The organism is Streptomyces aureoversilis (genome assembly GCF_042657885.1).
GTDB classification, from domain to species: domain Bacteria; phylum Actinomycetota; class Actinomycetes; order Streptomycetales; family Streptomycetaceae; genus Streptomyces; species Streptomyces aureoversilis.
In genome coordinates this window covers 13,701-36,820 of record NZ_JBHSKJ010000015.1, presented here as the reverse complement: position 1 = coordinate 36,820, position 23,120 = coordinate 13,701, and the positions used below count along the sequence as shown (strand labels likewise).

20 protein-coding genes are annotated in these 23,120 nt (G+C 73.3%); 13 read left to right on the top strand and 7 right to left on the bottom strand.

Annotation, left to right across the window (positions count from 1 at the left end; translation table 11 throughout):
* Positions 1-58 precede the first annotated feature (58 nt).
* From ACFPP6_RS24700 to ACFPP6_RS24680, 5 genes are all read left to right on the top strand, one after another.
* Positions 59-1,954, top strand: coding sequence for an acetolactate synthase large subunit (locus ACFPP6_RS24700; protein WP_382046301.1), 1,896 nt, complete (start codon positions 59-61; stop codon positions 1,952-1,954).
* Between the two features lie 57 nt (positions 1,955-2,011).
* A complete protein-coding gene (gene ilvN / locus ACFPP6_RS24695) occupies positions 2,012-2,536 on the top strand; it encodes an acetolactate synthase small subunit (RefSeq protein ID WP_058046407.1) in 525 nt (174 codons plus the stop codon).
* A 156-nt stretch (positions 2,537-2,692) separates the two neighbouring features.
* Positions 2,693-3,694 (top strand): ketol-acid reductoisomerase, encoded by a 1,002-nt coding sequence (ilvC, locus tag ACFPP6_RS24690; protein WP_382046297.1) that lies wholly within the window; start codon positions 2,693-2,695, stop codon positions 3,692-3,694.
* Between the two features lie 225 nt (positions 3,695-3,919).
* Positions 3,920-5,524 (top strand): phosphoglycerate dehydrogenase, encoded by a 1,605-nt coding sequence (serA, locus tag ACFPP6_RS24685; RefSeq protein WP_382046294.1) that lies wholly within the window; start codon positions 3,920-3,922, stop codon positions 5,522-5,524.
* Positions 5,525-5,779: 255 nt separating this feature from the next.
* The gene (locus tag ACFPP6_RS24680) at positions 5,780-6,679 is read left to right on the top strand and encodes a GntR family transcriptional regulator (RefSeq protein ID WP_382046291.1); all 900 of its coding nucleotides are present in this window, start codon (positions 5,780-5,782) and stop codon (positions 6,677-6,679) included.
* A gap of 195 nt (positions 6,680-6,874) precedes the next feature.
* Here ACFPP6_RS24680 and ACFPP6_RS24675 read toward each other — a convergent pair whose 3' ends face one another.
* Positions 6,875-8,404, bottom strand: coding sequence for an MFS transporter (locus ACFPP6_RS24675; protein ID WP_382046288.1), 1,530 nt, complete (start codon positions 8,402-8,404; stop codon positions 6,875-6,877).
* A gap of 109 nt (positions 8,405-8,513) precedes the next feature.
* Between ACFPP6_RS24675 and ACFPP6_RS24670 the strand changes: the two genes are divergently transcribed.
* Positions 8,514-9,137: a TetR/AcrR family transcriptional regulator gene (locus ACFPP6_RS24670; protein ID WP_382046285.1), complete on the top strand. Its 624-nt coding sequence runs from the start codon at positions 8,514-8,516 to the stop codon at positions 9,135-9,137.
* Between the two features lie 90 nt (positions 9,138-9,227).
* Here the strand turns inward: ACFPP6_RS24670 and ACFPP6_RS24665 are convergent, their stop codons facing one another.
* Positions 9,228-9,848 (bottom strand): TetR/AcrR family transcriptional regulator, encoded by a 621-nt coding sequence (locus ACFPP6_RS24665; RefSeq protein WP_382046282.1) that lies wholly within the window; start codon positions 9,846-9,848, stop codon positions 9,228-9,230.
* Between the two features lie 94 nt (positions 9,849-9,942).
* Here ACFPP6_RS24665 and ACFPP6_RS24660 point away from each other — a divergent pair, with 94 nt between their 5' ends.
* The 3 genes from ACFPP6_RS24660 (at position 9,943) to ACFPP6_RS24650 (ending at position 12,481) form a co-directional block, all read left to right on the top strand.
* Complete coding sequence (locus ACFPP6_RS24660; protein WP_382046279.1) at positions 9,943-10,818, top strand: NAD(P)-dependent oxidoreductase; 876 nt, start codon at positions 9,943-9,945, stop codon at positions 10,816-10,818.
* 222 nt (positions 10,819-11,040) lie between these two features.
* The gene (locus ACFPP6_RS24655) at positions 11,041-12,255 is read left to right on the top strand and encodes a cytochrome P450 (RefSeq protein ID WP_382046276.1); all 1,215 of its coding nucleotides are present in this window, start codon (positions 11,041-11,043) and stop codon (positions 12,253-12,255) included.
* A 22-nt stretch (positions 12,256-12,277) separates the two neighbouring features.
* Positions 12,278-12,481: a ferredoxin gene (locus tag ACFPP6_RS24650; protein ID WP_382046272.1), complete on the top strand. Its 204-nt coding sequence runs from the start codon at positions 12,278-12,280 to the stop codon at positions 12,479-12,481.
* Positions 12,482-12,505: 24 nt separating this feature from the next.
* Here ACFPP6_RS24650 and ACFPP6_RS24645 read toward each other — a convergent pair whose 3' ends face one another.
* Complete coding sequence (locus ACFPP6_RS24645; protein WP_382046269.1) at positions 12,506-13,738, bottom strand: PucR family transcriptional regulator; 1,233 nt, start codon at positions 13,736-13,738, stop codon at positions 12,506-12,508.
* A gap of 244 nt (positions 13,739-13,982) precedes the next feature.
* Here ACFPP6_RS24645 and ACFPP6_RS24640 point away from each other — a divergent pair, with 244 nt between their 5' ends.
* Together ACFPP6_RS24640 and pruA are read left to right on the top strand one after the other, a co-directional pair.
* Positions 13,983-14,909 (top strand): proline dehydrogenase family protein, encoded by a 927-nt coding sequence (locus ACFPP6_RS24640; protein WP_382046708.1) that lies wholly within the window; start codon positions 13,983-13,985, stop codon positions 14,907-14,909.
* A 44-nt stretch (positions 14,910-14,953) separates the two neighbouring features.
* Entirely contained in the window at positions 14,954-16,585 is a 1,632-nt protein-coding gene (gene pruA, locus ACFPP6_RS24635) for an L-glutamate gamma-semialdehyde dehydrogenase (protein WP_382046266.1), read from the top strand.
* A 118-nt stretch (positions 16,586-16,703) separates the two neighbouring features.
* On the opposite strand, the gene ACFPP6_RS24630 is transcribed toward pruA, so the two are convergent.
* From ACFPP6_RS24630 to ACFPP6_RS24620, 3 genes are read right to left on the bottom strand one after another with little or no spacing between them, the layout of a single operon-like run.
* Entirely contained in the window at positions 16,704-18,278 is a 1,575-nt protein-coding gene (locus ACFPP6_RS24630) for a lysophospholipid acyltransferase family protein (RefSeq protein ID WP_382046263.1), read from the bottom strand.
* Complete coding sequence (locus ACFPP6_RS24625; RefSeq protein ID WP_382046260.1) at positions 18,275-19,150, bottom strand: phosphatidate cytidylyltransferase; 876 nt, start codon at positions 19,148-19,150, stop codon at positions 18,275-18,277. Before ACFPP6_RS24625 ends, ACFPP6_RS24630 begins: the two co-directional genes overlap by 4 nt.
* The gene (locus tag ACFPP6_RS24620) at positions 19,147-19,737 is read right to left on the bottom strand and encodes a CDP-alcohol phosphatidyltransferase family protein (RefSeq protein WP_382046257.1); all 591 of its coding nucleotides are present in this window, start codon (positions 19,735-19,737) and stop codon (positions 19,147-19,149) included. The genes ACFPP6_RS24625 and ACFPP6_RS24620 overlap by 4 nt, the downstream gene beginning before the upstream one ends.
* Before the next feature lie 381 nt (positions 19,738-20,118).
* Here ACFPP6_RS24620 and ACFPP6_RS24615 point away from each other — a divergent pair, with 381 nt between their 5' ends.
* Complete coding sequence (locus tag ACFPP6_RS24615) at positions 20,119-20,262, top strand: hypothetical protein (RefSeq protein WP_168095098.1); 144 nt, start codon at positions 20,119-20,121, stop codon at positions 20,260-20,262.
* Positions 20,263-20,281: 19 nt separating this feature from the next.
* Here the strand turns inward: ACFPP6_RS24615 and ACFPP6_RS24610 are convergent, their stop codons facing one another.
* Positions 20,282-21,910: a purple acid phosphatase family protein gene (locus tag ACFPP6_RS24610; protein WP_382046254.1), complete on the bottom strand. Its 1,629-nt coding sequence runs from the start codon at positions 21,908-21,910 to the stop codon at positions 20,282-20,284.
* Positions 21,911-22,039: 129 nt separating this feature from the next.
* On the opposite strand from ACFPP6_RS24610, the gene ACFPP6_RS24605 reads away from it, so the two are divergent.
* Complete coding sequence (locus tag ACFPP6_RS24605; protein ID WP_058046421.1) at positions 22,040-23,083, top strand: 3-isopropylmalate dehydrogenase; 1,044 nt, start codon at positions 22,040-22,042, stop codon at positions 23,081-23,083.
* Positions 23,084-23,120: the final 37 nt, after the last annotated feature.

Here is a 23,120-nt window from a genome sequence, read left to right as displayed (position 1 = left end):
AACCCGTCGATCGAACCCCTTGATCGAACCCGTCGAATCCTTCGAGAAGAGAATGTCGATGACCGAGCAGGCCACCGGGGCCCACCATCCGCAGCCGCGGGCCCGTAACGGCGCGGCGCACCAGCCCGCCACCGTCGAGCACGTCACGGGCGCGCAGTCCCTCATCCGCTCGCTGGAGGAGGTCGGTGCCGAGATCGTGTTCGGGATCCCGGGCGGGGCGATCCTCCCCGCGTACGACCCGATGATGGACTCCTCGAAGGTCCGCCACGTCCTGGTCCGCCACGAGCAGGGTGCCGGCCACGCCGCGACCGGATACGCCCAGGCCACGGGCAAGGTCGGCGTCTGCATGGCCACCTCCGGCCCCGGTGCCACCAACCTCGTCACGCCGATCGCCGACGCCCACATGGACTCCGTCCCGCTGGTCGCCATCACCGGCCAGGTCGCCTCCAAGGCGATCGGCACGGACGCCTTCCAGGAGGCGGACATCTGCGGCATCACCATGCCGATCACCAAGCACAACTGGCTGGTGACCGACCCCGCGGAGATCCCCCGCACCATCGCCGAGGCCTTCCACGTCGCGTCCACCGGCCGCCCCGGCCCCGTGCTCGTCGACATCGCCAAGGACGCCCTGCAGGCGCAGACCACCTTCAGCTGGCCCCCGCACACCGACCTGCCCGGCTACCGCCCGGTCACCAAGCCGCACAGCAAGCAGATCCGCGAGGCCGCCAAGCTGATCAGCCAGGCCGCCCGCCCCGTGCTCTACGTCGGCGGCGGCGTCCTCAAGGCCCGCGCGACCGCCGAGCTGAAGGTGCTCGCCGAGCTGACCGGCGCCCCCGTCACCACCACCCTGATGGCGCTCGGCGCCTTCCCCGACAGCCACCCCCAGCACCTGGGCATGCCCGGCATGCACGGCTCGGTCGCCGCCGTCACCGCCCTGCAGAAGGCCGACCTGATCATCGCCCTCGGCGCCCGCTTCGACGACCGCGTCACGGGCAAGCTGGACTCCTTCGCTCCGCACGCCAAGATCGTCCACGCCGACATCGACCCCGCCGAGATCGGCAAGAACCGCGCCGCCGACGTGCCGATCGTCGGCGACGCCCGCGAGGTCATCGCCGACCTGATCGTCGCCATCCAGGCCGAGCACGCCGAGGGCCGCACGGGCGAGGCCGCCGGGACGGGCTACGCGGCCTGGTGGCAGGACCTCAACCGCTGGCGCGACACCTACCCCCTCGGCTACGACCAGCCCGACGACGGCAGCCTCTCCCCGCAGCAGGTCATCCAGCGCATCGGGCAGCTCGCGCCGAAGGACACCATCTACGCCGCGGGCGTCGGCCAGCACCAGATGTGGGCCGCCCACTTCATCGACTACGAGCAGCCCGCCACCTGGCTCAACTCCGGCGGCGCCGGGACGATGGGCTACGCCGTCCCCGCCGCGATGGGCGCCAAGGCCGGCATGCCCGACCGCACCGTGTGGGCCATCGACGGCGACGGCTGCTTCCAGATGACCAATCAGGAACTGGTCACCTGCGCGCTCAACGACATCCCGGTCAAGGTCGCCATCATCAACAACGGCGCCCTCGGCATGGTCCGCCAGTGGCAGACCCTGTTCTACAACCAGCGCTACTCCAACACGGTGCTCCACGCGGGCCCGTCCGTCTCCAACGGCGGAACCGCCACGGGCGCCGGCACCGAGCCCTGCGCGGGCACCCGCGTCCCGGACTTCGTCAAGCTCGCCGAGGCCATGGGCTGCGTCGGCATCCGCTGCGAGCGCCCGGACCAGCTCGACGCCGTCATCGAGAAGGCCAACGCCATCAACGACCGGCCCGTCGTGATCGACTTCATCGTCCACCAGGACGCCATGGTCTGGCCGATGGTCGCCGCCGGGACCTCCAACGACGAGATCCTCGCCGCGCGCGGAGTCCGCCCGGACTTCGGCGACACCGAGGACGACTGACGGACCGCCGACGACAGATGACAGAGGCGACAGAGGCCTGACGAGGAAGAGAACCTGATGACCAAGCACACGCTCTCCGTCCTGGTGGAGAACACCCCCGGCATCCTGACCCGGATCGCCGCCCTGTTCGCCCGCCGCGGCTTCAACATCGACTCCCTCGCCGTCGGGGTCACCGAACACCCGGACATCTCCCGCATCACGATCGTCGTCAACGTCGAGTCGCTGCCCCTGGAGCAGGTGACCAAGCAGCTCAACAAGCTCGTCAACGTGCTGAAGATCGTCGAGCTGGAGGACAGCGCGGCCATCCACCGCGAACTCGTCCTGGTGAAGGTCCGCGCCGACAACGAGACCCGCTCCCAGATCGTCGAGATCGTCCAGCTCTTCCGCGCCAAGACCGTCGACGTCTCCCCGGAGGCCGTCACCATCGAGGCGACCGGCGGCAGCGACAAGCTCGGCGCCATGCTCAAGATGCTGGAGCCCTTCGGCATCAAGGAGCTGGTGCAGTCCGGGACGATCGCCATAGGGCGCGGCGCCCGGTCCATCACGGACCGCAGCCTGCGCGCGCTCGACCGCTCGGCCTGAGGCCGCGCCCCGCACCCCTGCGGACCCCCGCTCCCCCCTGCGGACCCCCGGATCCCCGCGCGGATCCGCATACCGAGACCCGAAATCTTCCGTCCGCCCGCCCGTCATACGGTGGGACGCACAACCGGAAAACCGGAAACAAGGAGAATCCCCAACGTGGCTGCCGAGCTCTTCTACGACAACGACGCCGACCTGTCCATCATCCAGGGCCGCAAGGTCGCGGTCCTCGGCTACGGCAGCCAGGGCCACGCCCACGCGCTGTCCCTGCGCGACTCGGGCGTCGACGTCCGCGTGGGCCTGCACGAGGGCTCCAAGTCCAAGCAGAAGGCCGAGGAGCAGGGCCTGCGCGTCGTCACCCCGGCCGAGGCCGCGGCCGAGGCCGACGTCATCATGATCCTCGTCCCGGACCCGATCCAGGCCAAGGTCTACGAGGAGTCCGTCAAGGACCACCTCAAGGACGGCGACGCGCTCTTCTTCGGCCACGGCTTCAACATCCGCTTCGGCTTCATCAAGCCCCCGGCCGGCGTCGACGTCTGCATGGTCGCCCCCAAGGGCCCGGGCCACCTGGTCCGCCGCCAGTACGAGGAGGGCCGCGGCGTGCCGTGCATCGCGGCCGTCGAGCAGGACGCCTCCGGCAACGCCTTCGCGCTGGCGCTCTCCTACGCCAAGGCCATCGGCGGCACCCGCGCCGGCGTCATCAAGACCACCTTCACCGAGGAGACCGAGACCGACCTCTTCGGCGAGCAGGCCGTGCTCTGCGGCGGCGCGTCGGCGCTCGTCAAGGCGGGCTTCGAGACCCTGGTCGAGGCCGGCTACCAGCCGGAGATCGCGTACTTCGAGTGCCTCCACGAGCTCAAGCTGATCGTGGACCTCATGTACGAGGGCGGCCTGGAGAAGATGCGCTGGTCCGTCTCCGAGACCGCCGAGTGGGGCGACTACGTCACCGGCCCGCGCATCGTCAACGAGGGCACCAAGGCCGAGATGAAGAAGGTCCTCGGCGAGATCCAGGACGGCACCTTCGCCAACAACTGGATGAAGGAGTACCAGGCCGGCCTGCCCAAGTACAACGAGTACAAGAAGGCCGACGAGGACCACCTGCTGGAGACCACCGGCAAGAAGCTGCGCAAGCTGATGAGCTGGGTGGACGACAAGGAGTAGGCGCACTCCGCGCCGCCGGGCGCCGGGCGGGCCGGGAAACCGGCCCGCCCGGCGCCCGTGGGCGAAGCTCGCGCGACGGCGCGGCAACCGCCGATACACTGCACACCAACAAGCGCGTACCAGGCTCACAGCGTCGTGCGTCTTCCACGCGGCTGCCTGCCCCCTTCACCGCCTGCGGCCGTCGGGACGGCCGTCCGCCATGGACCAGTGAGGACTGAGGACTCCGTGAGCACTGTTTCGCCCCGCAAACCCGTCGTGCTGATCGCCGAGGAGCTCTCCCCGGCCACCGTCGACGCGCTCGGCCCCGACTTCGAGATCCGGCACTGCAACGGCGCCGACCGCGCGGAGCTGCTGCCCGCCGTCGCCGACGTCGACGCCGTGCTCGTGCGCAGCGCCACGAAGATCGACGCGGAGGCCATCGCCGCCGCGAAGAAGCTGCGGGTCGTCGCCCGCGCCGGCGTCGGCCTGGACAACGTCGACGTCTCCGCCGCCACCAAGGCCGGCGTGATGGTCGTGAACGCCCCGACCTCCAACATCGTCACCGCCGCCGAGCTCGCCTGCGGCCTGCTCATCGCCACCGCGCGCAACATCCCGCAGGCCAACTCCGCGCTGAAGAACGGCGAGTGGAAGCGCTCCAAGTACACCGGCGTCGAGCTGTCCGAGAAGACCCTCGGCGTCGTCGGCCTCGGCCGGATCGGCGTCCTCGTCGCCCAGCGGATGTCCGCCTTCGGGATGAAGGTCGTCGCCTACGACCCGTACGTGCAGCCCGCCCGCGCCGCCCAGATGGGCGTCAAGCTGCTGACGCTCGACGAGCTCCTCGAGGTCGCGGACTTCATCACCGTGCACCTGCCCAAGACGCCGGAGACGCTCGGGCTCATCGGCGACGAGGCCCTGCGCAAGGTCAAGCCCAGCGTCCGGATCGTCAACGCCGCGCGCGGCGGCATCGTGGACGAGACGGCGCTCGCCGCGGCACTCAAGGAGGGCCGCGTCGCCGGCGCGGGCCTCGACGTCTACGCCTCCGAGCCGTGCACCGACTCCCCCCTCTTCGAGTTCGACAACGTGGTGGCCACCCCGCACCTCGGCGCCTCCACCGGCGAGGCCCAGGAGAAGGCCGGCATCGCCGTCGCCCGGTCGGTGCGGCTCGCCCTCGCCGGAGAGCTGGTGCCGGACGCGGTCAACGTCCAGGGCGGTGTCATCGCCGAGGACGTCAAGCCCGCCCTGCCGCTGGCCGAGAAGCTCGGCCGGATCTTCACGGCCCTGGCCGGCGAGGTCGCCGTCCGGCTCGACGTCGAGGTCTACGGCGAGCTCACCCAGTACGACGTCAAGGTCCTGGAGCTGTCCGCCCTCAAGGGCGTCTTCGAGGACGTCGTCGACGAGACGGTCTCCTACGTCAACGCCCCGCTGTTCGCGCAGGAGCGCGGCGTCGAGGTGCGGCTGACCACCAGCTCCGAGTCGACCGAGCACCGCAACGTGGTGACCGTGCGCGGCACGCTGGCCGGGGGCGACGAGGTCTCCATCTCCGGCACCCTCGCCGGCCCGAAGAACCAGCAGAAGATCGTCGCCGTGGGCGAGCACGACGTGGACCTCGCCCTCGCCGACCACATGGCCTTCTTCCGCTACGCCGACCGCCCCGGCGTCGTCGGCACCCTGGGCCGCATCCTCGGCGAGGCCGGCATCAACATCGCCGGCATGCAGGTCTCCCGCGCCACGGAGGGCGGCGAGGCGCTCGTCGCCCTCACGGTCGACGAGTCGGTGACGCCGGCGGTGCTGTCGGAGATCGCCGAGGAGATCGGCGCGGCGTCGGCCCGTGCGGTGAATCTGACGGACTGACGGACTGGCGGGCTGTTGGACTGACGGTCTGGCGGACTGACGGTTCCGGCGGATCGGTGGGCCGGGGTGCGGAAGCGCCCTCGGCGGGCCCGGCATCCCCTCGGGGCGGCCGGGCCGGCCGTCCGTACGGACGCCGTGCCGCCGTCCGTACAGGATCCGTACAGGACAGGGGAGTCCGGCCTGCGGCCGCGGCGCGCCCGTCGCCGGCGGGACGCGCCTTCCGCAGCCCCCCGCGGCTCTCCTAGCCTTCCCGTCATGGGTGTACTGGAACAGCCCTCGGCTCCGGCCTCCGCCCCGTACCGCCGGATCGCCGCCGAACTCCGCGCCCGCATCGCCTCCGGGGAGATCGGCCCGGGGGAGAAGGTCCCCTCCGTGCGGCGCATCGCCCAGGAGTGGGGCGTCGCGACGGCGACCGCCGCCAAGGTCCTGTCGGTGCTGCGCGAGGAGGGCGTGGTGCGGGCGGTGCCCGGGGTCGGCACCGTCGTGGCCGCCCCGTGCGGCGCGGCCGGGCCGGGGGAGGGGGCCTGTGCGGAGCGCAACGGCCGGCCGCCCCGAGCGGCGGGCGGAGCGCTGAGGAAGCTCACCCCTGAGCGCATCGTGCGGACGGCGATCGCGCTGGCCGACGCCCACGGCGCCGCGGCCCTGTCCATGCGCGCCCTCGCGGCCGAACTCGGCGTCCCCACCATGGCGTTGTACCGGCACGTGCCGGGCAAGGACGACCTCGTCGCCCGGATGGCGGATGCCGCCTTCGGCGAGTGCGGCCCGCCCGGTGGTGCACCCGGCGACTGGCGCGGCCGTCTGCACGCGGCCGCCCGGTACCAGTGGGCCGTCTACCGCCGTCATCCGTGGCTGGCCAGGGCCATGGTGTCCGTCCCGCGCCCGCAGCTCCCCGCGTGCGCCACCGGCCTCATGGAACGGGCGATGACCCCGGCGCCGGGGCCCGGGCCGGGCCTGGAGGCGGGCGCGGTGGTCCGCATCGGGGCCACGGTCGCCGGGTACGTGCGCGGCGTGGCCGTGAACCTGCAGGACGGCGCCGCCGCCCGGCGGCCCCGGGGCGGCACCGAAGCCGACCTGGACGCGATGTTCGAGTTCGGCCTGGCCCGGCTGCTGGACGGGCTGAGCGTGTACGTCGAGCAGCGGCGCGGCTGTTCGTAGGGGCTGCTGCGTGGGGTGCCGGTCGGGCGCCCCGTGCGGGGTGTGTGTCGGCCACAGCCTCCGGGCGGCTGTCGGCGGGCGCACCGGCCGGGCGCTGCCCGCCGCAGCGGTGCGCCACTGCACAACCGTGCCGCCCGGCGGCGCCGAGCCTTGCGGCAGGCGCCCCGGCCGGGCGTCGCCCCGGGCGGCCCCTGGTCAGGCGCCCCGTGCCCCGCGCAGGGCAGCCACCGTGATCGCGGCGGACAGGAGCAGGACGGCCGTTCCGCCGACGGCGGCCACGTTCATGCCGTGGGTGAAGGCCTCGCGCGAGACGGCCAGGACGGCCTCGCCGGCCCGCCCCGGGAGGTGCGCGGCGACGGCCGCCGCCCCGCCGAGGGTCTCGCGGGCCGCGTCCAGCGCCCCGTGCGGCAGGTCCGCGGGCAGGCCGTCCGTCATGTCGCGGCGGTAGACGGCCACGCCCACGCTGCCGAAGAGCGCCATGCCCAGGGCCCCGCCCAGCTCCTGGCCGGTCTCCAGCAGGGAGGCCGCGCTGCCCGCCTTCTCCGGCGGGGCGCTGCCGAGCGCCATGTCGTTGACGAGGGCCATGACCACGACGATGCCGGAGGCGACGACCGCGGACCCGGCCAGCGTCAGGGCCAGGGAGTCCGTTCCGACCCCCGCCAGCAGCCCGTAGCCGGCGGCCGCGACGACGAAACCGGCCGCCATGACGTAGGCCTTGGGAGCCCGCTGCCCGGCCGCGGCGGCGAGCGGGGCGACGCAACCGACCGCCACGGAGGGGATGACGCCCCACAGCGCCGCCTCCAGCGGGCCCTTGCCGAGCACGGACTGCAGGTACTGCGTGGTGAAGTAGGCCGAGCCCATCATGCCGAACGTGGCCAGCGTGTTGATCCCGACGCCCGCCCCGAAGGCGCGGTGGCGGAACAGCTCGCGGCTGATCATCGCGTCGCCCCGGCCGCGCTGCCGCCGCACGAACGCGGCGCCGATCAGCAGGCCGGCGGCCACGCACGCCGCGGGCGCCACCGCGAAACCCTCCGCGGCGATCTCCTTGACCCCGTAGATCACCGGGATCACGGCGCCGATCGACAGCGGCACGCTCAGCAGGTCGAACCGGCCCGGGCGCGGGTCCTTGGACTCCGGTACGAGAAGCGGCGCGAGCACGAGCAGCAGCACCATCGCGGGCACGTTGACGAGGAACGCCGAGCCCCACCAGAAGTGCTCCAGCAGCACCCCGCCGAACACCGAACCGAGCGCGATGCCGCCCGCCATGGCGCCCGACCAGATGCCGATCGCCTTGGTGCGCTGCCGGTCGTCGTGGAACAGGTTGCGCACCAGCGCCATGGTCGAGGGCATGAGGGTGGCCCCGCCCAGCCCCAGCACGGCGCGCGCGGCTATCAGCGTCTCCGCGCTCTCCGCGTACGCGGCGAAGACCGACGCGACGCCGAAGGCGCACGCCCCGGCCAGCAGCAGCCTGCGGCGGCCGATGCGGTCCCCGAGCGCCCCCATGGTGATCAGCAGCCCGGCGAGGGCGAAGGCGTAGCTGTCGAAGATCCACAGCTGCTGGGTGCCGGTCGGCTCCAGCTCCCGGCCGATGGCCGGCATGGCGAAGAAGAGGACGGAGACGTCCATCGAGACCAGGAGGAGAGGCAGTAGGAGGACGACGAAGGCCGTCCACTCCTTGCGGCCCGCGAGGGTTCGGACGGGCGGGGTCGCCAGTGGGGTCGTCATGGGCAGCGAATATACGCACGTCTTAAACGCTTGTCTATGACGCTTGTATAAGACGCTTGTCTCGTACGGTCGTCTAGGACAGGCGTATGGCCGCGGCTAGGCTGCCGGTATGGGACATCGCGAAGATCTGCTCGACGGCGCCAAGCGCTGTCTGCTCGAGAAGGGCTGGACGCGCACCACGGCGCGCGACATCGTGGCCGCCTCAGGGGCCAACCTCGCCTCCATCGGCTACCACTACGGCTCGAAGGAAGCGCTGATGATGGAGGCTTTCCTGCAGCTGACCGCCGAGTGGGCCGACGAGGCGGCGCCCGCCATCGCCTCCGCGGCGGACCCGCAGGCGCCGCGCGAGGAGCGCCTCGCCGCCACGCTGGACGGGGTGATCGCGAGCTTCGCGAAGGACCGCGAGTTCTGGTCGGCGCAACTGGAGGTGGTCGGTCAGCTGGTGAAGAACCCCGAGCTCAGGTCGAAGTTCGCCGCGGTGCAGCCCGGGGGGCGCGAGGGCATGGTGGCGCTCTTCGAGGGCGTCGACGACAGTGAGGTCGGCCCGGAGGCGACCCGCACGGCGGGTGCCTTCTACTACGCCGTGTTCGTCGGCCTGTGGATGCAGTGGCTGATCGACCCCGCCGCGGCGCCGACCGGCAGGGAGATCGTCGAGGGCGCCCGGCGGGTGCTCGCGGGCACGGTGCTGGACGAGCCGGGGGAGCCGGACGCCCCGGAGGGGGCGGAAGGCTGACGGGCGCTGCCGGGCCCGCCGCCCCGCGCCGGGCCCGCCGCCCCGCGCCGGGCCCGCCGCCCCGCGCCGGGCCCGCGGCCGGGCCCGGGCTCAGCGGTAGGAGTCGATCAGGCGCGCCAGATGGCGCCCCGCGATCAGCAAGGGCTCCTCGCTGCGGGCGATCTGGGCCGTCAGCTCGGCGCCCTCCAGCGTGTTGATCACCGTGTGCGCGAGCTCGCGGGCGTCCTGCGCGGCGAAGCCGGCGGCGAGCAGCCTGTCGTGCACCAGGCCCCGCCAGCGCTCGAACGCCTCGGCAGCCGCCGCCCGGATGCCGGGGGCGTTCGCGGCGGCCCCCAGGGACGTGGCGGTGACGGGGCAGCCGTCCAGCCAGTCGGAGGCGCGCAGCTCTCCGGCGACGAGCCCGGCGACGGCGGTCACCGCCTCGGCCGGGTCCGGCCGGCTCTCCAGTGCCGTGCGCAGCATGCCGGCGAACTCCCGGTCGCCGTGCCGGATCGCCTCGGTGGCGAGCTCCTGCTTGCCGCCGGGGAAGAAGTGGTAGACCGACCCGAGCGTGGCGTTCGCCTCCCGGGAGATCTGCTTGATGCCGGTGCCCTCGTAGCCCTGGCGCTGCATCAGCCGGGACGTCGCGCGGACGATCCGCTCGCGCGTGCCGAGGCCGGCGTCGGGTCCCGCGGCGGGTGCGTCGTGGTCGTGCTCCGGCGTCGTCTTCACCCTCCCGAGAATATAGGTAGAGCGTTCGCTCTAGAGGCGTGCTACGTTGATGTCATCGCTAAATAGAGCGTTCGTTCTAGAGGGGTGTGGATTCATGGTTTCCGCGGACAAGCGAGCAGTGACCGTCATCGGCCTCGGCCCCATGGGGCAGGCGATGGCGGGGGCGTACCTGGACGCCGGCTACGAGGTGACGGTCTGGAACCGCACCGCCGTCAAGGCCGACGCCCTGGCCGCACGGGGCGCGCGCCGCGCGGCCGGCGTCGGGGAGGCGCTGGCCGCGAGCGAGCTCGTGGTGCTGAGCCTGACCGACTACGACGCGATGTACGCGCTCCTGGAGCCCGCCGCGGGCTCCCTGGCCGGCCGGGTCCTGGTGAACCTCAGCTCGGACACCCCCGAGCGGGCCCGCGAGGCCGCCGCGTGGGCCGCCCGGCACGGGGCCGAGCACCTCACGGGCGGGGTGCAGGTGCCGCCCTCCGGCATCGGCAAGCCGGAGTCGTCGACCTTCTACAGCGGCCCCAAGGAGGTCTTCGAGGCGCACGAGGCCGCCCTGAAGGTGCTCACCGGAACCGACTACCGCGGCACCGATCCCGGCCTGGCCGCGCTGTTCTACCAGATCCAGATGGACATGTTCTGGACCGCGATGCTCAGCTACCTGCACGCCACCACGATCACCGCCGCGAACGGCATCACGGCGCAGGAGTTCCTGCCGTACGCGCAGTCCACGATGGCCTCGATCCCGGGCTTCCTCGCGTTCTACGCACCGCGCATCGACGCCGGGCGGCACGAGGGCGACGTCGACAAGCTCTCCATGGGGGTGGCGAGCATCGACCACGTCGTCCACACCGCCGAGGGCTCGGGGGTCGACGCCGCCCTGCCGGCCGCGGTCCGGGAGGTCTTCCGGCGCGGCGTGGAGCGTGGCTACGGGGACGACAGCTTCACCCGTCTGATGGAGGTCTTCAAGGCGGGCTGAGCGTCTTCGGGGGGAGCCGGGCGGGCTGGGCGGGCTGGGCCGAACGGGGGGTGCGCCGAACGGGCCGAAGGCGGCAAAGGCGTGGTCACAGGCCGAATGCGGGAGCTTGTCGGGCGTTGTGCGCGATATGGCCGGATTGCTCGTAGCCCGAACCTCGAAAGAGGCTTGGACTGGATGAACCGGATGTAGAGGACAACAGTCCGAACGCCTGGAAGGAAGCACATGACCGACACCGGGATCCAGCCCACCACCTCATCGGCTCCCTCCTTCCCCAGCGACCGCACCTGCCCCTATCAGCCGCCCACGGGCCACCAGGACCTGGCCGCCCGTGGCCCGCTGACGCGCGTCACCCTGTACGACGGACGCGGGGTGTGGCTGGTGACGGGCCACGCCGAGGCCCGCGCCCTGCTCACGGACCCCCGCGTCTCGTCCGACCGTCAGAATCCGGCCTTTCCCGTGCTCGCCCCGCGCGCCGAGAACCAGGCGTCGGTGGTGATCCCGCTCCTCGGCGTGGACGACCCCGAACACGCCCGCCAGCGCCGCATGCTGATCCCCCGCTTCAGTCTCAAGCGGGCCGCCGCCATGCGGCCCCGCATCCAGAACATCGTCGACGGCCTCATCGACACCATGCTCGCCAAGGGCAACAGTGCGGAACTCGTCTCCGCCTACGCCCTGCCCGTGCCGTCCATGGTCATCTGCACCCTGCTCGGCGTCCCCTACGACGACCACGACTTCTTCGAAGCCTGCTCCCGGCGGATGCTCGCGGCGCCGACCGCCGCGGAGGCCACCGCCGCCCGCGACGACCTGCGCGACTACCTCCACCGGCTCGTGGACCGCAAGAAGGCCGAGCCCGGCGACGGCCTGCTCGACGAGCTCATCGCCGACCGCCTAGCCGACGGTCAGCTCGACCGCGACGAACTGGTCATGATGGTCCTGCTGTTGCTCGTCGCCGGCCACGAGACCACGTCCAACATGATCGCGCTCGGCGTGTACACCCTTCTCGAACACCCTGACGAGCTCGCCGCCCTGCGCGCCGAACCCGGCCTGATGCCCACCGCCGTGGAGGAGCTGCTGCGCTTCCTCTCCATCGCCGACGGCCTGATACGGGTCGCCACGGAGGACATCGAGATCGGCGGGCGCACCGTGCGCACCGGCGACGGCATCATGATCGGCACGTCCGTCGTCAACCGCGACACCGCCGCCTACGCCGACCCCGACGCCCTGGACGTCCGCCGCTCGGCCCGTCACCACGTCGCGTTCGGCTACGGCGTCCACCAGTGCCTGGGGCAGAACCTGGCCCGCGCCGAGATGGAGATCGCCCTGTCCGCGCTCTTCACCCGTATCCCGGGCCTGCGCCTCGCCGTTGCTCCGGACGAGGTGCCCGTCAAGCCCGGCGACACCCTGCAAGGACTCTTCGCTCTCCCGGTCGCCTGGTGAGCCCGTCGAAACGGAATCCGCCATGAGTTCTCTTCGCGTCTCCATCGACTCCGACGTGTGCATCGGCGCGGGCCAGTGCGTCCTGACCGCACCGGGCGTCTTCGACCAGGACGAGGACGGCTTCGGCCTCGTCCGCCCGGGCAGCGAGGACGGCGGTGGCGATCCGCTGATCAAGGAGGCGGCGCGTGCCTGTCCCGTCCAGGCCGTCACCGTGGAGGAGGACTAGCGGGCCCGGGGCGCCCGGGGGCGGCTACAGGCGGGAGGCCTTCAGGGCCATGTGGAGCAGCAGCCGCCCCTCGCCCTCGTCCAGGTCCAGGCCGGTGAGCTGCTCCACGCGCGCCAGGCGGTAGTACAGCGTCTGGCGGTGGATGCCCAGGGCCGCGGCCGTGCGGCCCGCCTGGCCCGCGCAGTCGAGGAACACCTCGGCGGTGCGGGCCAGTTCGGCGTGGGCGGGGGCCAGTAGGGGGCGGACCGAGGTGTCCTCGGCGGCCCCGGCCGGCAGGGCGGCCAGCACGCGGTACGGGCCGATGTCCCCCCACTCCGCCACCGGCCCCAGGCGCGGCTCCGCGGCCGCGGCCCGGGCCGCCGCCAGCGCCTCGCGCCAGGCCTCCGGCAGCTCCGCGAGGCCGCGGCGCGGGGCGCCGAGACCGGCCGTGCCGCGCCGCGCGGGGCCCGCCCCCGCACGCGGGGAGCGCAGCAGCCGCTCGGCGGCCGTGCGGGCCGGGGCGATCGTGGTCGTGGTGCGCAGCCGCACCAGGGCGGCCAGCGCCGCCGAACCGTCGGGCAGGGGATCCGGCGCGGTGCACAGGGCGGCCACGCCCGACTGCCCCGCCAGCGCCGACCCCACGCCGTCGGGCGCGGACGGGTCGCCCTCGCCGTGCTCGCCCTCGCCCAGCGCCCAGGGCGCCACGGCCACCAGCCCGAGCGGCCCGTCAGCCGCCTGGCCCATCGCCTCCCGCAGCGCAGCGGCCGCCGCGTCGCGCCCCGCGGGCCGCCCCGCCAGCACCTCGCGCAGCAGCTCGCCCAGCTCCGCGCCCGCCCGCGCCTCGGCGGCCAGCAGCTCGCCGATCCGGGCGGCCGTCTCCATGGCCTGCGCGAGCCGCGGATCGGCGTGCGGGACGCTCAGGTCCAGGCCGGCCAGGTGCTCGTCGTCCAGCAGCCACACGTAGCCGTGCACCACGCCGCGGTGGCGCACCGGCAGGCAGATGCGGCCCTTGAAGACCCCCGCCGCCGGGTCCGGCGGGATCCTCAGCGGCGCCTGGGCCCGCGCGATGCCGAACGCCTCGAACCACGCCCGTACGGCCGCGGTGGACCGCCGCTGCAGGATCGAGCGGGTCCGCACCGGGTCCATCATCACGTCGAGGTCGTCCTCGCCGCCGTGGGCGCCGAACGCGATCAGTACGAAGTCGCGGTCCTCGAGCGTCGCGGGGGCGCCGAGCGCCGCCGATATCTCGTCGACGAGGTGCTGATAGTCGCCGCGCATGGCCCCGCCACGCTCCTTCCCCCGATTCGTGCGGGCTGCCCGGCCGCCGTCGGCAGGTCATTTCGGCCCGGAATCAACCCAAGGTTCTATGTACAGGTCACCATTGTCATACATCTGTCTGAGATCCGGGCCACGGATGCGTGACAGCTGTCGATGGTCCAGGATCGGGGTGATCTCTAGTTTTCACGATGAGTTCCTTATGCCGTCCCCCCAGGTGGGGACGGCCGTCATCGTGGAGGTGCCCGTGCTGGGTCCCGTGATCCTCGCTGCGTCGCGCAGCGACAAGATGCGCCGTTTCGTGTCGGCTGCGCCGGGCACCAAGCAGGTCGTCGACCGCTTCATCGCGGGCGAGACCGTCGACCAGGTCATCCCGATCGTCAAGGACGCCGCGGCCAAGGGCCTCGAGGTCACCCTGGACGTGGTGGGCGAGGACATCACCACCGTCGAGCAGTCCCACGCCGCCCGCGACGCCTACCTGCAGCTGATCGGCCGGCTCGAGGAGCTCGGCCTGGGCACCCGGGCCGAGATGTCGGTCAAGCTGTCCATGTTCGGCCAGGCCCTGGAGGGCGGCCACGAGCTCGCCCTCGCCAACGTCCGCCCCGTCGTCGAGGCCGCCGCCGCCATCGGCACCACGGTTACGCTGGACGCGGAGGACCACACGACCCTCGACTCGATGTTCGCCATCCACGAGGAGCTGCGGAAGGACTTCCCGCAGACCGGCTGCGTCATCCAGGCGTACCTCTTCCGCACCGAGGACGACGCCCGCCGCCTGGCCGCCGCCGGCAGCCGTGTGCGTATCGTGAAGGGGGCGTACAAGGAGCCCGCCTCCGTCGCGTACCAGGACAAGGCAGAGATCGACAAGGCGTTCGTCCGGACCATCAAGATCCTCATGGCGGGCGAGGGCTATCCGATGATCGGCTCGCACGACCCGCGTCTGATCGCCATCACACAGGAGCTGGCCCGGCAGGCGGGCCGCAAGCTGGACGAGTACGAGTTCCAGATGCTGTACGGAATCCGCAGCGAGGAGCACGTCCGCCTGGCCGCCGAGGGCCACCGGATGCGCGTCTACACGGCGTACGGCACCGACTGGTACGGCTACTTCATGCGCCGGCTCGCCGAGAAGCCCGCGAACCTGCTGTTCTTCGCCCGGTCCATCCTCACCAAGGGCTGACCCCCGACATCCCCCCGCAGAGCCCCGAAGGAGAAACGGAACCCATGGACGCTGTGACCCAGGTCCCCGCCCCGGTCAACGAGCCGGTCCACGGCTACGCCCCCGGCAGCCCCGAGCGCGCCCGCCTCGAGGCCAAGCTCAAGGAACTGGCGGCCAACCCGATCGACCTGCCGATGACCATCGGCGGCGAGAAGCGCATGGGCGGCGGCGAGCCGTTCAAGGTCGTCCAGCCGCACAACCACGCCGCCGTCCTCGGCACCTTCAACCACGCCACGCAGGCCGACGCCCAGGACGCGATCGACGCCGCCCTCGCCGCCGCCCCGGCCTGGCGCGCGATGTCCTTCGACGACCGCGCCGCGATCATCCTGCGCGCCGCCGAGCTGCTGTCCGGCCCCTGGCGCGAGACGCTGGCCGCCTCCACCATGCTGGGCCAGTCCAAGACCGCCCAGCAGGCCGAGATCGACACCCCCTGCGAGCTCGTCGACTTCTGGCGCTTCAACGTGCACTTCGCGCGCCAGATCCTCGCCGAGCAGCCGGTCGCCAACTCCACCGGCGTGTGGAACCGCAGCGACCACCGGCCGCTGGAGGGCTTCGTCTACGCGATCACGCCCTTCAACTTCACCGCCATCGCCGGCAACCTGCCGACCGCCCCGGCCCTCATGGGCAACGTGGTCGTCTGGAAGCCGTCCCCCACCCAGACCCACTCCGCCGTGCTGCTGATGCAGCTCCTGGAGGAGGCGGGCCTGCCCAAGGGCGTCATCAACCTGGTGACCGGCGACGGCATCGCCGTCTCCGAGGTGGCCCTCAACCACCCCGAGCTGGCCGGCATCCACTTCACCGGCTCGACCAAGACCTTCCAGCACCTGTGGAAGACGGTCGGCAACAACATCGAGAAGTACAAGTCCTACCCGCGCCTGGTCGGCGAGACCGGCGGCAAGGACTTCGTCGTCGCCCACCCGAGCGCCGACCGCGCGGTCCTCAAGACCGCCCTGACCCGCGGCTCCTTCGAGTTCCAGGGCCAGAAGTGCTCGGCCTCCTCCCGCGCCTACGTCCCCCGCTCCATCTGGGAGGACGGCTTCAAGGAGGAGTTCGCGGCCGAGGTCGACGGCATCACCATGGGTGACGTCACCGACCTGTCGAACTTCATCGGCGCCGTCATCGACGACCGCGCGTTCGCCAAGAACAAGGCCGCGATCGACCGCGCCAAGGCCGACCCGGCCTGCACGATCGTCGCCGGCGGCACCTACGACGACTCGGTGGGCTACTTCGTCCGCCCGACCGTCATCGAGTGCACCGACCCGGAGAACGAGGTCTTCACGACCGAGTACTTCGGCCCGGTCCTGGCCGTCCACGTCTACGAGGACGCCGACTTCGACGCGATGCTCGCCCAGATGGAGTCCGTCTCGGCGTACGCGCTGACCGGTGCCGTCATCGCGAACGACCGCGCCGCGGCCGCCGACGCCATGGCCAAGCTGCGCTTCGCCGCCGGCAACTTCTACATCAACGACAAGTCGACCGGTGCCGTGGTCGGCCAGCAGCCCTTCGGCGGCGGCCGCGCCTCCGGCACGAACGACAAGGCCGGCGCCGCGTCCAACCTGACGCGGTGGGTCTCGACCCGCTCCATCAAGGAGACGCTGGTCGCGCCGACCGACTACCGCTACCCGCACATGGGCTGACCCGCCCCGTAGCTGAATTCCGCCCCCGTCCGGCCTGCAGGCCGGACGGGGGCGGAATGCTGTTCGGCGGGCGCTCCGTCCAGCTCTCCCGAGGGCGCTCCGTCCAGCGGAGGACGCTTTAGCCCCACCCCGCCACGATCAGCGACAGCCCGGCCGCGAACCCGCCTCCCAGCAGCACCAGATACAGCCCGTACAGCTGCCGCAGGCGCCGCCCCAGGGCACCCAGCGCCGCGAAGGCGAGCCCCACGCCCACCGTCCGCACGGAGCGCGCCGCCCCCGCCTCCACGGCGAAGTCGCCGGGCGCCACGTGCGCCCGCCCCGCGGCAGCCGCGTACACCTTGAACGGCACGCCGTTCCACGGCTGGTGCGCCACGGCCGCGGCCCCCTCCCCGGAGAGCTCCCGGACGGCCTCCGCGTGCATCCGCGGCGTCGTCAGCGGCGCCGGCAGCCGTACGCCGGACGCGGCCACCTGCAGGGCGAGCAGCCCGCCCACGAGCGTCCCCGCGAGCGCGGCGAACGACAGCCGCAGCGCCGCACGGGGCGCCGCCGCACAGGCGACAGCCAGGAACAGCTCCGGCATCAGCGGCCAGCTCAGGGCCTCCGCGAACGCCCAGGCGAACGCGAGCGGCAGCCCCCGGCGGGACGCCACGACGGCGGCGGTGCGGCGCCGCAGCGCGGAGTCCCGTTCCGGGTGCGCGGACGCCTCGCCGGCGAGCTCCGCGACGGCGGCGCGGGCGCGCTCGGGAGAGACGGGGCCGTGCAGCGGCCCGCCGATGCGGACCCGCACCAGGGCCGGGCGGAGCCGCCCGTGCTTGGGCAGCAGCCGGTCCGTGCCCGCCAGCCCCACCGGCACCACGGGCACCCCCGCCTCCTCGGCGAGCAGCAGCGCGCCCCGGTGGAACCCGCCGAGCCCGCCGTCCTTCCCCCGCGTGCCCTCCGGGAACAGCACCACGGCGCGCCCCGCGCGCAGCTCGCCGGCCGTCCCCAGCAGGTCCCCGAGCCCGCCGCCGGTGCGCCGCACGGGGAACCCCGCGGCCAGCCACCGGCACACCCGGCGCCGCCCCGGGCGGGCGAACCAGTAGTCGGCCGCGGCCCCGATCAGCGGCGCGTGGCGCGCGTCGAGCGCGGCGAGCAGCGCCGCGGTGTCGGCGTGCGAGGAGTGGTTGGCGACGACGACACAGCCGCCCCGCGGGAGCCGGCCGCGCCGGGAGACCCCACCGGTGAGCGTGAGCGCCACCAGCCACAGCGCACGGCGCAGCCAGGCGGCGAGAACGGCCCGCCGGGGAGTCCGGGGCGCCAGGGGCGCCCGGGGATCCCGCCCCGCGGGCGTCCCGGCGGGGCCGGATGCAGAGACGGAACGGACGCTCGGCCCGCCCCACGCGCGAACCCGGAAGCGCCGCCTGCCGTGCGCCCCGGCCGGGTCGCCCACCGGGCGGCGGTGCAGCGCGCCGTGGGCTGCCCGGTGCCGCGCGCCGCCGTCGCGCGGGCCCGCGGCGGTGTTCGACAGCGACGGCCCGGTTGCCCTGCCGGTTTCCGCGCGGGGCGGCCACGGGCGGGCGAGGCCGCGCCGGTGCCCCCGCCCCGTGCCGGGGCGCTCGTACGCCCCGCCTCGTGCGCGCCGTGCGGCCCGCGTGGCCGGGCCGCGGCGCAGCCGCTCCGTGCGCAGGGATCCGGAGGGAGAGGTCGTCGTCACAGCGTCACCACCATGGTCAGGAGCAGGGCGAGGAGCAGGGAGTCGATGCGGTCGAGGAGGCCGCCGAAGCCCGGCAGCCAGGTGCCGGCGTCCTTGACGCCCGCCTCCCGCTTGAGCATGGATTCGAGCAGGTCGCCGAGGACGCTGCCGGCCAGGACCGCGGCCCACAGCGTGACGGTGAAGGCGCCCGCGACCTCCAGCCCCGCGGCCACGGCCATGCCCGCGCCGAGGACGCCCGCCCAGGTCTTGGCGGGGGAGTGGGGGGACAGCGGGCGGGCGAGCGCGCCGCCGAGGGGGCGCAGGAGCATGCCGCCGCACCACGCGCCCACGTCGCCGAACGCGACCGCCACGGCGACGGCGATCGCCGTGCCGTCCAGTACCACAAGTCCCGTCAGCGCGACGGGAATCCACAGCAGGCCGAAGACCGTACGGGCCGCGCGCTCGCCGCCCCGTGCGGTGTCGCCCGACAGCACCGCGGGCAGCACGCCGACGACGGTGAGCAGGGCGAAGGTCTCCAGATCCAGGGCGTCCGCGAGGTGCCAGCGCTCCAGCAGGGCCGGCAGCGGCAGGAGGATCACCGCGGCGCGCAGCACCGCCCGCTCGCCCCGCCCCAGGCGGGTCAGCCGGGCGTACTCGCCGACCGCGATCAGCCCCAGCAGCCAGACCAGCGCCGTCGCCCCCAGCTCGTGCAGGAACATCGCCCCGAGGAAGAGAGGGGCCGCCACGGCCCAGGTCAGCCAGCGGCGCCGCAGCTCGCGGCGCATCGCCACGCGCGCGGGGAGGCAGGCCACCGCCAGGCCGCCCGCGCCGAGCACCCCGGCGACCACGGGTATGACACGGGGCAGGACGTCGTTCGTGAACAGCGTGCTCACCGGGCCGCACCCGCCTTGCCCAGCACCCGCCACAGCCGGCCCAGCCGGAAGGCCGCCGTCAGCACCGAGCCCGCCGCCACGACGGCCAGCACGGGCACGGCCCAGCCCGTGGCGGCGGCAACGACGGCCAGCAGGCACCGCTCCGTCTTGCCGACCGGCCCGCCGTTGAGCCGCTCGGCCCCCGCCGCCGCGCCCGCGAGGGACACCCACGAGGGCAGCGTCGCGGCGAGCGCGGCCGTCGCCACGAGCCACAGCGGGGCGAGCGTCAGGAAGCCGGCGAGGACGAGCAGATCGGCGGCGCGGTCGCCGAGTTCGTTGAGGACGGAGCCCCTGCGCGTGGTGCGCCCCGTGTCGCGGGCGAGCGCGCCGTCGAGGTTGGCGAAGGCGAGCCGGGCCGCCAGCAGCAGGGCGACGGGCGCGGCGGCCGCCGGTGCGGGCATCAGCGCGAGCGCCGCCCCCGCACCGGCCGCGCAGAGCACGCCGGCGGCGGTGAGGGTGTCCGGTGACACGCCGCGCCGGGCGAGCGCGGCGCGCAGCCCGCCGAGGCGGGCCGCGTACCAGGGCTTGAGTGCGTACAGGCCGTTCATGGGCCCACTTTCGCCGCAGGGGGCGGGGCCGTGGATCGGCGGGGGTACTCAAACCCCTACTCAGCCGCTACTCAGTACGAGCCGGGTGATCCTGACCCGGTACGAGCCGGGCGGTCCTGCGGGGCGCCCCGGGCACCCCGCCGTCTCAGATAGTAGGAAGCCCGAGTAATTGTGCAGACAGCGCGGTACAGCTGTCCTAGCGTGGAGGAAGCCGAACGTGCGCTCCATCGAGCGACAAGCGGTTGCGGCCCCGTGCGCGAGCGCAGGCGATCCCTGCGGCACCCCGGCCCCCGCCCTTTCCCCGGCGCTCTTCCCACCGTTCCAGGGGCCCTTGCAGCCGGTGCCCCTTCCCGCAGACGCAGCAGAGGAGACGTGACTCCCATGGCCGAAACCGCCGTCCGCAGGACCCGCCGCATCGCCCGTACGGCCGACCGCACCGACCGCACCATCGACCGGATGAACGCCGCCGCCGCACTCCAGCGGGCGCTGGACCGCCGGGACAACGGCGGCGTGACCGGCCACTGAGGACCGGGCAGGTGCGCCGTCAGCCCCACCGCGCGGGGCGGACGACGTCGAAGTGGTCGATGCGCGCGCCGTTCTCCGCCAGTGCGGTCACCCGCAGCCGCGGGCGCCCGCCCCGTACGGCCGGCCCGGCCTCGACCGCGAGGAACGAGAAGCCGGTGTAGCGCACGCGCGACCACTCCACCGTCTCCGGGTGCTTCACCCGCCCCTCCTCCCAGAAGTAGCTCTCCACGCCCTCCAGGTCCCTGACGTGACCCTCGTAGCTGTCCGGCACCGGGAAGTCGTAGAGCGACTTCCCGGCCCCGCCGGCGGTCACGTAGACGATGCCGTCGCGCGTGGAGTCGGCGGTGCCGCCGATGGGCACCTCCCGCCCCACGCGCGTGCCGCGGAGCGCGTCGGTGCGCTCGTAGATGTGGTTGTGGCCGTTGATGACGAGATCGACCCCGTGCTTCTCGAAGAGCGGCAGCCACTCCTCCCGCACCGCCCCGTCCGAGGCGTGCGCCTTCGTCGTGGAGAAGGCGCAGTGGTGGAAGAAGACGACGAGGAAGTCGAGGCCGCGCGTGCGGCGCAGTTCGCCCAGCCGGCGGTCGAGCCAGGCGGTCTGCCGGCCGTCGCTGTAGCCGGTGTTGGCGGTGATCTCGTAGGAGATGTCGTTGGCGTCCAGGGCGACGATTCCCACGTTTCCGTAGACGAAGGAGTAGACGCCCGGGGCGCCCACGGGGTCGAAGCCGTTCCGCGGGAGGGACCAGCGGGCGAGCTGGCCGCCGTAGCCGTCGGGCGAGTACCAGGCCTCCATGTCGTGGTTGCCGGTGGTCACCATCCAGGGCACGGAGGCGGCCACCGACTCCGTCTGGGCGAGGAACTGGTCCCACACGCGCGCGTCGTAGACGTCGGTGGGCTTGCCCGCCCCGCTGTCGTCGGCGTAGCAGATGTCGCCCGCGTGCAGGTGGAAGGCGGGGTTCTGGCCGAGGATCAGCTGGTCGTTGGCCAGGGCCTGGTAGCCGACGCCCTGGTCGCCGAAGGCGGTGAAGGTGAACCGCTCCGCCTTGCCGCCCTTCTCCGGCCGCTCCGGCGCGGTGCGGAAGGTGCCGATGCGGGCGAAGTGGCGCGGGTCGGCGGGGTCGTGGCCGTCGTGCCCGACGCCGTAGTAGTACGTCCGGCCGGGCCTGAGGTTGTCCAGCGCCGCGTGCAGGTACACCTGGTCGACGGCGGGGAGCTTCTTCGACAGCGGCGGGGTGTGCAGGGTGCGCACCTCGGCGTCCAGCTTGACGCCGAGGTCCCACGGCGCGAGGCCCACCCGCACGTAGGGCCGCTTCACCGCGAACGGCACCTGCCAGGAGACGCGCATCTGCGTCCGCGGGTCGGCGCCGAACGCCAGGTGCCGGCCGAAGGGCGCGACGTGCCGGCCGTCGACCCGCGACGTGGCGGGGGCGTCCAGCAGGGCCGGGGAGGGGGCCGGGCCGGCGTACGCCCGCACGGCGCCGCCCAGGACGCCCGTGCCCGCCGCGGCCCCGGCCGTCGCCGCGCCGGCGCGCAGCACGCCGCGCCGGGTGAGGGGCCGGGAGAGCCGGGCCCGCAGGTAGGCGTGCTGCTCGGCCATCGTCATGCGGTCCGCGAGGTGGCGGGGGATCCCTACGCGTGGTGTGTCCATGACGGCAACGTGCCAGGAAGCGGCAACTTCGTTGCGGACTTTGGGTGAACGTGACCTGACCGGAGCGCAATCCGTCCGCATGGTGGACGGTGTGTGTCATACAGCGGGACGGGAGAGTACGGTCCCGGTATGTCTCGCAGCATTCGCCTCGCAGTGATCCCCGGTGACGGAATCGGCCGGGAAGTCGTGGCCCAGGGCCTCAAGGTGCTCTCGGCGGTCCTCCCCTCCGACGTGAAGCTGGAGACCGAGGAGTACGACCTCGGTGCCCGGCGCTACCACGCGACCGGCGAGGTCCTGCCCGACGCCACGCTCGAGTCCCTCAAGGGCCACGACGCGATCCTGCTCGGGGCGATCGGCGACCCCTCCGTGCCCGCCGGCGTCCTGGAGCGCGGCCTGCTGCTCAAGCTGCGGTTCGCCTTCGACCACTACGTCAACCTGCGGCCCTCGAAGCTCTTCCCGCACACGGCCACCCCGCTGGCCGGCCGCCCCGACATCGACTTCGTCGTCGTCCGCGAGGGCACCGAGGGCCCGTACACCGGCAACGGCGGCTCCCTGCGCACCGGCACCCCCGCAGAGGTCGCCACCGAGGTCAGCGTCAACACCGCCCTGGGCGTGGAGCGCGTGGTGCGCGACGCCTACGAGCGGGCCCAGGCCCGCTCCCGCAAGAAGCTGACCCTCGTCCACAAGAACAACGTCCTCGTCTACGCCGGACAGCTGTGGAAGAGCACCTTCGACCGGGTGGGCCGGGAGTACCCCGAGGTCACCACCGACTACCTGCACGTGGACGCGGCGACCATCTTCATGGTCACGCAGCCCGAGCGGTTCGACGTGATCGTCACCGACAACCTCTTCGGCGACATCCTCACCGACCTCGCCGCGGCCGTGACCGGCGGCATCGGCCTCGCCGCCTCGGGCAACATCAACCCCGACGGCGCGTTCCCGTCCATGTTCGAGCCCGTCCACGGCTCCGCGCCCGACATCGCGGGCACCGGCAAGGCCGACCCGACGGCCACGGTGCTCTCCGTCGCGCTGCTGCTGCGCCACCTCGGCCACGAGGCCGAGGCCGCCCGCATCGAGACGGCGGTCGCCGAGGACCTGGCCGAGCGCGACGGCGCCGCGCCGCGCTCGACGGACGAGACCGGGGACGCCCTCGCCCGGCGCGTAGCCGGCTAGCCCCCAGCCGCTGACTCGGCGCGCGCTGGGGTGCGAC